The sequence below is a fragment of the Klebsiella sp. FDAARGOS_511 genome, from assembly GCF_003812845.1.
GTDB classification, from domain to species: Bacteria; Pseudomonadota; Gammaproteobacteria; order Enterobacterales; family Enterobacteriaceae; genus Klebsiella; species Klebsiella grimontii.
The window spans coordinates 2,042,755-2,056,131 of record NZ_CP033824.1 but is presented as its reverse complement, the minus strand read 5'-3'; the positions used below and the strand labels follow the sequence as shown (position 1 = coordinate 2,056,131).

At 49.6% G+C, this 13,377-nt stretch carries 13 protein-coding genes; 9 read left to right on the top strand and 4 right to left on the bottom strand.

The features are described from left to right. Positions 1 to 7: 7 nt before the first annotated feature. On the bottom strand, positions 8 to 412 hold the full coding sequence (locus tag EGY08_RS10830; RefSeq protein ID WP_004128755.1) for a DUF2541 family protein: 405 nt from the start codon (positions 410 to 412) through the stop codon (positions 8 to 10). 386 nt (positions 413 to 798) lie between these two features. Between EGY08_RS10830 and dnaK the strand changes: the two genes are divergently transcribed. The 6 genes from dnaK (at position 799) to EGY08_RS10800 (ending at position 7,019) form a co-directional block, all read left to right on the top strand. Continuing rightward, positions 799 to 2,715: a molecular chaperone DnaK gene (gene dnaK, locus EGY08_RS10825; protein ID WP_004128758.1), complete on the top strand. Its 1,917-nt coding sequence runs from the start codon at positions 799 to 801 to the stop codon at positions 2,713 to 2,715. Between the two features lie 87 nt (positions 2,716 to 2,802). Next, positions 2,803 to 3,936, top strand: coding sequence for a molecular chaperone DnaJ (gene dnaJ / locus EGY08_RS10820; protein WP_004128760.1), 1,134 nt, complete (start codon positions 2,803 to 2,805; stop codon positions 3,934 to 3,936). Positions 3,937 to 4,281: 345 nt separating this feature from the next. Next, positions 4,282 to 4,923 (top strand): LysR family transcriptional regulator, encoded by a 642-nt coding sequence (locus EGY08_RS10815; RefSeq protein WP_228712775.1) that lies wholly within the window; start codon positions 4,282 to 4,284, stop codon positions 4,921 to 4,923. Between the two features lie 74 nt (positions 4,924 to 4,997). Continuing rightward, positions 4,998 to 6,199, top strand: a protein-coding gene (locus EGY08_RS10810; protein ID WP_096913407.1) for an IS3 family transposase whose coding sequence is annotated in 2 segments (ribosomal slippage) — positions 4,998 to 5,313 and positions 5,313 to 6,199 — 1,203 coding nt in all. Because the reading frame shifts where the segments join, the coding sequence is not laid out codon by codon here. 11 nt (positions 6,200 to 6,210) lie between these two features. Continuing rightward, positions 6,211 to 6,564 (top strand): hypothetical protein, encoded by a 354-nt coding sequence (locus EGY08_RS10805; protein ID WP_228712774.1) that lies wholly within the window; start codon positions 6,211 to 6,213, stop codon positions 6,562 to 6,564. A gap of 107 nt (positions 6,565 to 6,671) precedes the next feature. Further along, positions 6,672 to 7,019, top strand: coding sequence for a phage holin family protein (locus EGY08_RS10800; protein WP_004128764.1), 348 nt, complete (start codon positions 6,672 to 6,674; stop codon positions 7,017 to 7,019). An 84-nt stretch (positions 7,020 to 7,103) separates the two neighbouring features. Here the strand turns inward: EGY08_RS10800 and EGY08_RS10795 are convergent, their stop codons facing one another. Next, positions 7,104 to 7,637, bottom strand: a complete 534-nt coding sequence (locus tag EGY08_RS10795; protein WP_004128765.1) for a glycoside hydrolase family 108 protein — start codon at positions 7,635 to 7,637, stop codon at positions 7,104 to 7,106. A gap of 18 nt (positions 7,638 to 7,655) precedes the next feature. Beyond that, positions 7,656 to 8,090: a winged helix-turn-helix domain-containing protein gene (locus EGY08_RS10790; protein WP_172880739.1), complete on the bottom strand. Its 435-nt coding sequence runs from the start codon at positions 8,088 to 8,090 to the stop codon at positions 7,656 to 7,658. A gap of 381 nt (positions 8,091 to 8,471) precedes the next feature. Here EGY08_RS10790 and EGY08_RS10785 point away from each other — a divergent pair, with 381 nt between their 5' ends. The 3 genes from EGY08_RS10785 to nhaR all read left to right on the top strand — a co-directional run bounded on the left by EGY08_RS10785 (position 8,472) and on the right by nhaR (position 12,956). Beyond that, complete coding sequence (locus EGY08_RS10785; RefSeq protein WP_112167041.1) at positions 8,472 to 10,577, top strand: glycosyl hydrolase family 18 protein; 2,106 nt, start codon at positions 8,472 to 8,474, stop codon at positions 10,575 to 10,577. A gap of 251 nt (positions 10,578 to 10,828) precedes the next feature. Then, positions 10,829 to 12,004 carry a Na+/H+ antiporter NhaA gene (nhaA, locus tag EGY08_RS10780; protein WP_112167043.1) on the top strand — a complete coding sequence of 392 codons (1,176 nt, stop codon included), beginning with the start codon at positions 10,829 to 10,831 and terminating at the stop codon, positions 12,002 to 12,004. Positions 12,005 to 12,056: 52 nt separating this feature from the next. Next, positions 12,057 to 12,956, top strand: a complete 900-nt coding sequence (gene nhaR, locus EGY08_RS10775; RefSeq protein ID WP_049115939.1) for a transcriptional activator NhaR — start codon at positions 12,057 to 12,059, stop codon at positions 12,954 to 12,956. Between the two features lie 110 nt (positions 12,957 to 13,066). On the opposite strand, the gene rpsT is transcribed toward nhaR, so the two are convergent. After that, on the bottom strand, positions 13,067 to 13,330 hold the full coding sequence (gene rpsT / locus EGY08_RS10770; RefSeq protein WP_003018940.1) for a 30S ribosomal protein S20: 264 nt from the start codon (positions 13,328 to 13,330) through the stop codon (positions 13,067 to 13,069). Between the last annotated feature and the right edge of the window lie 47 nt (positions 13,331 to 13,377).

Here is a 13,377-nt window from a genome sequence, read left to right as displayed (position 1 = left end):
AGTGATATTAATCGTCGCCAATGATTTTTAGCGAAGCCATGTCAGAAGAGTTAATGGTGTGGCCGGAAAAAGCGATTTTTTTAACGCAGCGCTTGTTATCGTTATCGCTATTAATGTTAATCCAGTCGGTGGTTGCCCCTTCTTGGATGGTTGAAGGCACGCTGATGTTCTGACTGGCGCTATTGCTGGCTTTAAAGTACAGCGTCGCGCCGGAAAGCTGGATATCGCCGCGATCGGCGGTGAGCTGGATACGCTTAATCACCCGGCAAACCGGCAGCTTCAGGGTGAGATCGTTAGTCTCATTTCGCGGCATGGCGACAACGCCTAAGATTTTATGATCGTTAGCGGATGCGGATGTTATTAACGCAGCGCTAAACAATAATCCTACTGGTATATGAATGAGTGATTTCATGAGGATTTCCTTATTATTTTGTTCTGTTATCAGTGGAAAATATTTTATCACCAGAACTTTATTGTCTTTAGCTCGTAATCATTGCGGATTATGTCAATTATCATATGAATGAGTTTTAATTTAATTATTATTATTTATTATGTGTTGTGCGTTTTTAAACCCGCTTTTCGGCCTTCTTCTGATGCCCAGCCCCCCGCGACGGCAGGGGCAAGACAAAAAATTTTTTGTCTTGCCCCTTGATGAAGCGGCGGGTGACCCCATCTTGTAGTCAACCGCAGTGAATGAACCTGAAAAAAAATGATGTCTGGGCAGTTGAAACCGCACGTTTCGCCCTTATTACAGGTTCACAACCACATGTTGACTGAATTTTTAGTGGAGACGTTTAGATGGGTAAAATTATTGGTATCGACCTGGGTACTACCAACTCTTGTGTAGCGATTATGGATGGCACTACTGCACGCGTGCTGGAGAACGCCGAAGGCGATCGCACCACGCCTTCTATCATTGCCTATACCCAGGATGGTGAAACTCTGGTTGGTCAGCCGGCTAAACGTCAGGCAGTGACAAACCCGCAAAACACCCTGTTTGCGATTAAACGCCTGATTGGCCGCCGCTTCCAGGACGAAGAAGTCCAGCGTGACGTTTCTATCATGCCGTACAAAATCGTTGCCGCAGACAATGGCGACGCATGGCTTGATGTGAAGGGCACCAAAACCGCACCGCCGCAGATCTCTGCTGAAGTGCTGAAGAAAATGAAGAAAACAGCTGAAGATTACCTGGGTGAGCCGGTAACTGAAGCGGTTATCACCGTACCTGCTTATTTTAACGATGCTCAGCGTCAGGCTACTAAAGACGCCGGCCGTATCGCAGGTCTGGAAGTCAAACGTATCATCAACGAACCGACCGCCGCCGCGCTGGCTTACGGTCTGGATAAAGAAGTCGGCAACCGCACCATCGCGGTATACGACCTCGGTGGTGGTACCTTCGATATCTCCATTATCGAAATCGACGAAGTTGACGGCGAAAAAACCTTTGAAGTTCTGGCGACCAACGGTGATACCCACCTGGGCGGTGAAGACTTCGATACTCGTCTGATCAACTACCTCGTTGACGAGTTTAAGAAAGATCAGGGCATTGACCTGCGTAACGACCCGCTGGCTATGCAGCGCCTGAAAGAAGCCGCTGAGAAAGCGAAGATTGAACTCTCTTCCGCTCAGCAGACCGACGTCAATCTGCCGTATATCACCGCAGATGCCACCGGTCCGAAGCACATGAACATCAAAGTGACCCGTGCGAAACTGGAAAGCCTGGTTGAAGATCTGGTTAACCGTTCTATCGAGCCGCTGAAAGTTGCTCTGCAGGATGCTGGCCTGTCCGTATCCGATATCCAGGACGTTATCCTGGTCGGTGGTCAGACTCGTATGCCTATGGTGCAGAAAAAAGTCGCTGAGTTCTTCGGTAAAGAACCGCGTAAAGACGTTAACCCGGACGAAGCCGTTGCTATTGGCGCAGCCGTACAGGGCGGTGTTCTGACCGGCGAAGTGAAAGACGTACTGCTGCTGGACGTTACCCCACTGTCTCTGGGTATCGAAACCATGGGCGGCGTGATGACTGCGTTGATCAATAAGAACACCACGATCCCGACCAAGCACAGCCAGGTGTTCTCTACCGCCGAAGACAACCAGTCCGCGGTAACCATCCATGTTATTCAGGGTGAGCGTAAACGCGCCTCTGATAACAAATCACTGGGTCAGTTTAACCTGGATGGTATCAACCCGGCACCGCGCGGTATGCCGCAGATCGAAGTGACCTTCGATATCGATGCTGACGGTATCCTGCACGTTTCCGCGAAAGACAAAAACAGCGGTAAAGAACAGAAGATCACCATCAAAGCGTCTTCTGGTCTGAATGAAGAAGAGATTCAGAAAATGGTTCGCGATGCTGAAGCGAACGCAGAAGCTGACCGTAAGTTCGAAGAACTGGTGCAGACCCGCAACCAGGGTGACCACCTGCTGCACAGCACGCGTAAGCAGGTTGAAGAAGCAGGCGACAAACTGCCGGCTGACGATAAAACCGCTATCGAGTCTGCGTTGACCGCGCTGGAAACTTCGCTGAAAGGTGAAGATAAAGCCGATATTGAAGCGAAAATGCAGGCGCTGGCTCAGGCTTCCCAGAAGCTAATGGAAATCGCGCAGCAGCAGCACGCCCAGCAGCAGGCTGGCGGCGCTGACGCTTCCGAGAGCAACGCGAAGGACGACGATGTTGTTGACGCTGAGTTCGAAGAAGTGAAAGACAAAAAATAATCGCCCTTTGAACGGGTAAAACACTGGCACGGGCGAAGAGGTTTCCTCTCCGCCCGTGCACGCATGTTAAGGGGCTGAAAAACACCAATGGCAAAGCAAGACTATTACGAGATTTTAGGCGTTTCCAGATCGGCGGAAGAGCGTGAAATCAAAAAGGCGTATAAGCGCCTGGCCATGAAGTATCACCCGGACCGTAACCAGGGGGATAAAGAGGCTGAAGCTAAATTCAAAGAAATCAAAGAAGCGTATGAAGTCCTGACCGATGCCCAGAAGCGCGCCGCCTACGATCAGTACGGCCACGCCGCATTTGAGCAAGGCGGCATGGGCGGCGGCGGCGGTTTTGGCGGCGGCGCGGATTTCAGCGATATCTTTGGCGATGTTTTCGGTGATATCTTTGGCGGCGGTCGTGGTCGCCAGCGCGCAGCGCGCGGGGCAGACCTGCGCTACAACATGGAACTGACCTTAGAAGAGGCGGTTCGCGGAGTCACCAAAGAGATCCGTATCCCAACGCTCGAAGAGTGCGACGTTTGTCACGGCAGCGGCGCCAAAGCGGGGAGCCAGCCGCAGACTTGTCCTACCTGCCACGGTGCGGGTCAGGTACAGATGCGCCAGGGCTTCTTCGCCGTGCAGCAGACCTGTCCGCATTGTCAGGGGCGCGGTACGCTGATCAAAGATCCATGTAATAAATGTCATGGTCATGGTCGCGTAGAGAAAACCAAAACGCTGTCGGTTAAGATTCCGGCGGGCGTCGATACCGGTGACCGTATTCGTCTGGCTGGAGAAGGTGAAGCCGGCGAGCATGGCGCGCCAGCAGGCGATCTGTATGTTCAGGTTCAGGTTAAGCAGCACGCCATTTTCGAGCGTGAAGGCAACAACCTGTACTGTGAAGTACCGATTAACTTTACTATGGCCGCCCTCGGCGGCGAGATTGAGGTCCCGACGCTGGACGGTCGTGTGAACCTTAAGGTGCCTGGCGAGACGCAGACAGGGAAGCTGTTCCGGATGCGTGGCAAAGGCGTGAAGTCCGTGCGCGGTGGTGCGCAGGGCGATCTGCTGTGCCGCGTGGTCGTCGAAACACCGGTTGGTCTTAACGATAAACAAAAGCAGCTGCTGAAAGATCTTCAGGAAAGCTTTGGTGGGCCGACGGGTGAGAAGAATAGTCCACGCTCCAAAAGTTTCTTCGATGGTGTGAAGAAATTTTTCGATGATTTGACGCGTTAATCATCACTTTATATAAAAAAACCCGAAATTTATTTCGGGTTTTTTTATATCTTGCGCATTGGCAATAAAAAAGTGTCTCCTCTGTAATAAATATTCACCTTTGCGGTAATAATATTATTATTTGTTTATTATGGTAATATTATTTGTCTGAAACATAGTTAATTTTATTGTGCCTGCATAAATACCCAACTAAAGATGTATGAGAAATGAGCAGCGCAGTGCGCAAAAATATCATTTTTACATATGATTTTTTTTGATACTAATAATGTACATTTTGAATGAATATGATATGCATGGCTTAAATAATTATTTATATTGTATTTATTTATTCCAGGGTGGTGGCTCGTGAACGCAAGAAATCTTAAAAAAGATTTTGATTATAATCTGGTGAAAGTACTGGATGCCGTTATATCGGCAGGAAATGTGACAAAAGCATCAAAAAGATTATCCGTAACACCGGCGGCTGTTTCCATTGCGCTAACCAGACTGCAGCTTTTTTATAATGAGGAACTTTTTGTCAGGGGCAAAAACGGGCTGATCCCGACGGTGAAAGCGCTGGAAGTGCACCAGAGTTTTCGTCAGGTCATCGACCTCGTCAGGATGGCATTAACCCCAGAGCGTAAGCATCAGGAGGAGAACCGAATCACTATTCTTGGCGGTGACATTACCGAAAACTATTATCTTTCACAGCTTTACGATGAAAAAGTATTCGATCGCTATCTGTTCGGGCATTTTTCTAACCGAAACAGAGATAATGAGGAGATGAAAAGCTTACTCATCTCCGGCGATTGCGATCTCGCGATAAGTACTGAAGCGATCAACAATGAGGCGTTTGAGAGTCGCTTTATTGATAGCTTTAAAGATTTTTGTTGTATCTGTAGTGAAGATAGTTTGTTGAGCGAACTGTCACAGCTATCCTTGCATAATTTTTTTTCTTCCCGTCATGCCGTCTATCAAACCAGCTTATTCTCTAGACTGGCCCCATGAATCTCCAGACAGTTGGTATCACTTAAATTAGTGATAGTCTTAATACTAGTTTTAGACTAGTCGTTGGAGTCCGAATGATTGATGTTCTAGGTCCAGAGAAGCGCAGACGGCGCAGCGTTCAGGAAAAAATCGCCATTGTTCAGCAGAGCTTTGAGCCCGGAATGACCGTGTCGCTGGTCGCCCGTCAGCATGGCGTTGCTGCCAGTCAGCTGTTCCTGTGGCGTAAGCAATATCAGGAAGGCAGTCTCACTGCGGTTGCCGCGGGTGAACAGGTTGTACCCGCGTCGGAGCTGGCATCTGCAATGAAGCAAATTAAAGAGTTACAGCGCCTGCTGGGCAAAAAAACCATGGAAAACGAGCTGCTGAAAGAAGCCGTTGAATATGGCCGACAAAAAAAGTGGATAGCGCACGTGCCCTTGTTGCCGGAGGATGGCGAATAAGCCTTGTCAGTCGTTGCCTCCGGGTCTCACGTGCGCAACTGCATGCCATGGCCCGTCGGTCGAAGGGCTGGCAGGATCGTCGGTGCAAGCGCAAGCCTGATGATACTGAAGCGCTGGCTCGTATCCATACCGTTATCGACGATCTGCCCACCTATGGTTATCGTCGTGTATGGGCACTGCTGCGCAGACAATCAGAAACTGACGACATGGCGGTGATCAATGCCAAACGCGTATACCGCATCATGCGTCAGAATGCGCTGCTGCTTGAGCGTAAACCGGCAATACCGCCCTCGAAGCGGGCGCATAGAGGGAAAGTGGCCGTTGGAGAAAGTAACCAGCGGTGGTGCTCCGACGGCTTCGAGTTCAGCTGTGATAACGGTGAAAAACTGCGGGTCACGTTCGCACTGGACTGTTGCGATCGCGAGGCACTTCACTGGGCGGCAAGTACCGGTGGATATGACAGTGAAACCGTGCAGGACGTCATGCTGGGTGCAGTAGAGCGTCGCTTCGGTAACAGGCTGCCGACATCCCCCGTTGAGTGGCTGACAGACAACGGTTCAGCCTACCGTTCTCATCAGACGCGTCAGTTCGCCAGAATGGTAGGACTGGAGCCAAAACATACGGCGGTACGTAGTCCAGAAAGCAACGGAATGGCGGAGAGCTTCGTGAAAACGATGAAGCGCGACTACATCAGCATCATGCCAAAACCTGACGGGTTAACAGCGGCAAAGAACCTTGCGGAGGCCTTCGAACATTACAACGAATGGCATCCGCACAGTGCACTGGGATATCGTTCGCCACGGGAATATCTGCGGCGGCGAACCAGTAATGGGTAAAGCGATAAAAAGTGTCTGGAAATATAGGGGCCAATCCATTCTCCCCAATGATGATTAATGACGAAAACTTATATGACAGCGAGATCGCTTATCAGGGCCACAGGCTGAAAGGGTATAAGAGTGATTCGATCACCGGTATCATCAGTATTGTGGAGCGCACCTCGCTGATAGCGTTAATGCCAGTTAAGCTTGCGATATTTTATAAAAATAACCGCAATTATAATATTAATATTATCCAACCGCCTGGCGAGATGACGTTTAAACCCATTAATATCTATGCTTACTGGCATAAAAAGAATCGTAAGAGTCAGAATATTGAAGAAGTGGTGACAATGCTGCATACGCTCTCGGCATTTCGCCGTTGAAAAGGACAGTAGTGGCCGTCAAAGGACGCTTAATGATTATTTTTGATTCTGTACTTTGTTTAAACAGAGGTAGATTCAGAGTGTGTCATAATCATAAGGAGTCGTATATGTCAGTTCCCGCTCAGATTGAAACGCCAAAGGCGATGCTGCTTGAAATGGAAATTCTTTTTACCGTCATCGCAACCGGTGCATGGGGTGGTTTCGTCAGCTATTTGATGAAATCAAATGCCCGTAAAGCCAACCATTTGCACAAAGGTATTATCAGTTGCCTGGCGCAAATTGTTATTTCCTGTTTTACCAGCTTTCTGGTTAGCGCTGTCGCCATTGAAAAAGGCTTAAGCCTTAATATGATTTTACTTTTTTCCGGTATCGGAGGGGTATTCGCTGTACCTATATTAAAAATCGTGGGGACAAAAGTCCGGCAGATATTAAATAGTAATGATTTATTTAAATAATATCGTACAAACGAACAAGGCTCATATGAGCCTTGTTCGTTTACTGGTGGCTGCAACGTTTTGTTAGCTGCCTGTAGGACGAAGTTATGTAACTCGATTTTTTAGCCAGCCATAGATAAACTCTTCATTTGCAGGTCGGCTCTCCGTAATACTGAGATAATAAGCGCCCTGGCTACAGTTAAGGGCCTTCAGCAGAACCTCTTCACCCTCTTTGCCTCGTATATCGAGGAAAGTGCTCAGCATCTCCAGGGTCCTTTTCCCAATAATCCCATCTGCTTTAATATCCTGATAAAAACGCTGTTCTCGGTTTAATGCGTTCAGCCAGCGCTGTAGCCAGGTGCAGGGAAAATGCGGGCCGATATTTACCGCGGCATCGCATAATTCAAACGACACGGCCCATGAGATCCGGGAAATTTTCTCAAATCCGGGTTTGATCCAGTACATATTTTCAAGAATGCTATACGCCTCAACTCGCGTTAGTTCTTTCATATCGCCTACGTAATCGTTTGCGCGGGCGGCCGCTTCAGTGATCCCCCAGTGGGTTTCCCCGCCAAGGTCTTTTGGATGATTAACGTAGTCACCCTCGAGGTTGAGAATGCCGTCAAGAATAGGGTTCATCTGTATCTCCTTAATAAGTCAGAAAAAGGGGCGTTTTTGTCCGCGAGGGAACAAGAGGGCCAGGATTTTTTTGCAAAAGAGCATGATGGTCAATGCTGGTTTTGTGCTGGTCTCTGAATCTGCCGCTGCAATGGAAATTTGATCGTTAACCTGGATGCCCTTGCGGGGGATGGTAATCAACAGATCATTGATACCGAAAGTTTTGAGGTCTTTGCGAATGAGATAGAGGATCTGCGTCAGGTTCGCGTCATTAACATAATTTCCCCGGCTTCCCCACAGCGCCGAAGTCAGTTCCTGTCTGCCTATTACCTCCTCCTGTGCATGTTCAATAATGAAGCTTAAACATCTGGCACGCATTGCGGTCATTCTGATGACTAATGAGTTAGAGACATTTCTTAATTCATATTTCCGTTCATTGAAAATGCAATCGTCATTGATGATGTATGTTTTCACAATCATGTCCTTTTATCCGAGTGTGCGAGAGCGGTTAGAATATTAATAATCAGTTTTTTCTTATTCCATATTTCATTTTTAATATTCATCTTTTTCCTTGCAGCTTTATTGGTTGCATCACAGCTTTTAAGCATTTTTAAATTCTATTTAACTGCCTTTTTAATATTCTTTAAGAAAAAATGGTATGTTTAAGATATTCATGTTTTTTTAACTTAATGCGCGATATGTTTATTTTGATGTGAGTGATTGTTACCAGGTAGGCATAATTTAAAAATCAATTTCTCATGTGAGGTTTAGTGATTAGCTATGCCATCGATGAAAATGGATTATCTGTCTCGCAGAACGAACTGCTAATTTATTTACATTGAAAAGGAATATATCATGGCTACCAGCAAATTAATTAAGGGTGATACTCTGACTGAAACCAGTAATGCAGCAGATAGTTTTTATCCTGCTACTGAAGACAGCAAGTATAGCTATACGTCTGCCCGCGTGGCGCAACCGGTATATAACGTCTATAAAGCCGAAGCCGCTAAACCGAAAGTGTTTGGTTACTATACAGACTGGTCACAATATGATGGTCGCCTCCAGGGACAGGACACCCCGAATAACCGCGGTCGGGGTTACGACCTGGCGAGCGTTGATCCGCTGGCTTACGACAAAATTATTTTTGGCTTTATTGGTATTGTTGGTGATAAAGGTGAGAAGCAATACACCATCGAAACCGCGGCGGCGCAGACCGGTAAAACCACTCATGAGCCGACTTTCCTCGATCCGTGGGGCGATTTCCAGTCTTATGTGAACTGCAACCAGTCTACCAGCGGCTGGGATGTCGACCCAATGACCGTCACCGAACAAACTACTCACGGTATTTTAGGCGGTTTGCGCGATCTGCAGGCGAAAGCAAAACAACTGGGGCATACGCTGGCGCTGTCTATGAGCATCGGCGGCTGGTCCATGAGTAACGCTTTCCATGAAATGGCGAAAACCGATGCGGCGCGTAAAACGTTTGCTGCTGGGGTGGTAAAACTGTTCAAACAGTTCCCGATGTTCAGCGAAGTGGATATTGACTGGGAATACCCGAACAATGCGGGCAATAACAACCCATTCGGTCCGGAAGATGGCGATAACTATGCGCTGCTTATCAAAGAGCTGAAAAAACAGCTGGATGCAGCGGGCCGCAGCGACGTTAAAATTTCTATCGCCAGCTCCGCCGTCGTTCAGACGCTGGGTTATTCCAACGTGAAAGCGCTGCTGGAAGCTGGTCTATATGGCATCAATGTGATGACCTATGACTTCTTCGGCACCCCATGGGCGGAAACGGTGACTCATCACACCAACCTCTCTCCACTGACCGCGGGCGGGTGGAGCGTTGAAACGGTTGTTGATTATCTGATCGGTGAAGGCTTCCCGGCTGACCGCATCAACGTAGGCTACGCTGGCTATACCCGCAACGGCCGTAACGTCGAGATTGAGAGCTTCTCTCCGCTGAAAGGCACCTACAAACCAGGCGAAGGTACCACTACCGGCTCGTTTGAATCCGGTTGCACCGAATGGTACGACACCATTTATAACTATCTGGATCTGGAAAATCAGAAAGGACGCAACGGCTTCAACGTCTATACCGATAAAGTCGCGAATGCTGATTATCTCTATAACCCGCAGTCAAAACTGTTCATGTCGCTGGATACGCCGCGTACCGTGAAAGCTAAAGGGGAATATGCAGCGAAACGGGGGTTGGGCGGCCTGTTTACCTGGACTATCGACCAGGATAACGGCGTGCTAGTAAATGCGGCGCGTGAAGGTCTGGGTTACCAGATGAGTAAAGAAGTCATCGATATGGAGCCGTTCTACTTTGAAGGTATCAACGTCGATCCGGCTGATAACGATGACGATAGCGATAAGGTCAACCATGCGCCAAAAGCAGCGATTGAACTGCTCGTTGTTGGCGGCTCCCGCGTGCAGCTGTCAGGCGCAGGCTCCACGGATGAAGACCATGATGTGCTGAGCTTCAGCTGGGGCGTACCGGTAGCGATTGACGTCGCTGATAAAACGGCACAAGTGATTGAGTTTGTGACGCCTGTAGTGACAGTAGCCACCGACTTCCAGTTCACCCTGTTTGTCCGTGACGTTCACAATGAGCCGTCCACTCAGCAGCGCTTTGTACTGATGGTCGTACCTGCGGCAAGCAGCGTTGATCCGGAACCGACTCCTGAGCCGACTCCGGAACCGACTCCTGAGCCGACCCCGGAACCGACTCCTGAGCCAACCCCGGAACCGACTCCTGAGCCAACCCCGGAACCTGATGACTCCACGACGCCGTACCCGCTGTGGGATGCGAATACCGTCTATGGCGCAAACTGGGGCACTTTCGAGATCGTGAGCTGGAAAGGCCACAACTACCAGGTGAACTGGTGGTCCCAGGGCAATCAGCCGGATCTGAACTGCGGCGCGGGTAAGACCTGGACCGACCTCGGCGCGTATTAATCTCTTTAACGTCAATATCAGCAGACCCCGGATTTTCCGGGGTCTTTATTAGTTTCCGTGTGTACAAAATGGAACTCTATCCATAATTAAGTTTTTCCAGGACGCGATGACAGCAGGTAAGCCCGATATGTCTCGGGTTTTTTTGATTCGTAAAAACCGATCTATTTATCATGTATAATCTAATTTTAACGATGATTCAGGCGGAGTAGGATAGTAATTACGAAGTATTACCCATAAAGAGATTATAAAAAGTGAAACATCTGCATCGTTTTTTTACTAGTGATGCCTCCGGAGGCATCATTCTTATCATCGCCGCGGCGCTGGCTATGCTAATGGCCAACGTCGGCCTGACTAGCGGTTGGTATCGCGCTTTTCTTGAGACGCCGGTTCAGCTGAAGGTCGGCGCGCTTGAGATCAACAAGAACATGCTGTTGTGGATTAACGACGCGCTGATGGCGGTATTTTTCCTGCTTATCGGCCTTGAAGTGAAGCGTGAAATGAATCAGGGAGCATTAGCCAGCCGTCGCCAGGCGGTATTTCCGGTCGTCGCAGCGTTGGGCGGAATGGTGGTTCCGGCACTGGTCTACCTGGCGTTTAACGGCCAGGATTCGATTGCCAGAGAAGGGTGGGCGATTCCGGCAGCCACCGATATTGCCTTCGCGCTGGGCGTACTGGCGTTGCTTGGGAATAGGGTTCCCGCTGCGCTGAAGATTTTCCTGATGGCGCTGGCCATTATTGACGATCTGGGCGCAATTATTATTATTGCGTTGTTCTATACACACGACCTTTCTGTCGTGTCATTGGTTGTCGCCGCTGGAGCCATTGTTGTGCTGACGGCATTAAATCTGTGCGGCGTACGGCGTACCGGGATCTATATCCTGGTGGGCGCCATACTCTGGACCGCGGTTCTTAAGTCGGGGGTGCACGCCACGCTGGCTGGGGTTATTGTCGGCTTTATGATCCCACTAAAAGAGCAGAACGGTAAATCGCCGGCGAAGCAGCTTGAGCACGTGCTGCATCCGTGGGTGGCATTCCTGATCCTGCCGCTGTTCGCCTTCGCTAACGCGGGCGTTTCTTTGCAAGGGGTCACGGTAGAAGGGCTGACCTCACTGCTGCCGTTGGGTATCATTGCCGGGCTGTTTATCGGTAAGCCGTTGGGTATTAGCGTATTCTGCTGGCTGGCGCTGAAGCTGAAATGGGCCTCGTTACCCGAAGGGACCACCTGTAGGCAAATTATGGCGGTGGGCATCCTGTGTGGGATTGGCTTCACAATGTCGATTTTTATTGCCACCCTGGCCTTCGGCAGCGTCGACCCCGGATTGATCAACTGGGCCAAGCTTGGCATCCTGATTGGATCGATACTATCGGCCGTCACGGGATACATCATATTGCGTAAGCGCGTAACGGATTCGGGCTACGCGGCTTAACATCTCACGGGGAGCCGGCTACGGCTCTCCTGACATTATCAGGGAGAGAAGCATGTCGCACATCAACTACAATCACCTGTACTACTTCTGGCACGTCTACAAAGAAGGCTCCGTTGTCGGTGCCGCTGAAGCGCTGTTCCTGACGCCGCAGACCATTACCGGGCAAATTAAGGCCCTGGAAGAACGCCTGCAAGGGAAATTGTTTAAGCGCAAAGGAAGAGGGCTGGAGCCTAGCGAATTAGGTGAACTGGTATTCCGCTATGCGGATCGCATGTTTACGCTAAGCCAGGAAATGCTCGATATCGTTAACTATCGTAAAGAGTCGAATCTGCTGTTTGATGTTGGCGTCGCGGACGCGCTGTCGAAACGGTTGGTTAGCGGCGTACTGGATGCCGCCGTCGTCGATAACGAACAGATCCATTTACGCTGTTTCGAGTCGACCCATGAAATGCTGCTTGAGCAGCTAAGCCAGCATAAGCTCGATATGATCATCTCCGACTGTCCCATCGATTCCACCCAGCAGGAAGGGTTATTTTCGGTAAAAATTGGCGAGTGTAGCGTGAGCTTCTGGTGCATGAATCCGCCGCCGGAAAGACCGTTCCCTGGCTGTCTGGAAGAACGTCGGCTGCTGATCCCCGGCCGTCGTTCCATGCTAGGGCGCAAGCTGCTCAACTGGTTTAATTCGCAGGGGCTACAGGTGGAAATTCTGGGCGAGTTCGACGATGCGGCGTTGATGAAGGCCTTCGGCGCGGCGCACAATGCGATATTCGTTGCGCCGACGCTGTATGCGCATGATTTTTATAGCGATGAATCGATAGTTGAGATCGGGCGCATGGACAACGTTATGGAGGAGTATCACGCCATCTTTGCGGAACGAATGATCCAGCATCCGGCGGTGCAGCGGATTTGTAACCGTGACTATTCGGCGCTTTTTACGCCGCCTCAGTCATAGGGCTGCATGAGGAAAATGCCGAGGCCGGGTTCAGGCTCCAGCGTAATAAATGGCAGACATAAAAAAACCCGCTTTCGCGGGTTTTTTTCAAAGCGACAACGCGCGGGCGATTAAGCCAGTTTGTTGATCTGAGCGGTCAGGTTTGCTTTATGACGCGCAGCTTTGTTTTTGTGGATCAGACCTTTAGCAGCCTGACGGTCCACGATTGGTTGCATTTCGTTAAATGCTTTCAGTGCAGTAGCTTTGTCGCCAGCTTCGATAGCTGCGTATACTTTCTTGATGAAAGTACGCATCATAGAGCGACGGCTAGCGTTGTGCTTGCGGGCCTTTTCAGACTGAACGGCGCGCTTCTTAGCTGATTTGATATTAGCCAAGGTCCAACTCCCAAATGTGTTCTATATGGACAATTCAAAGGCCGAGG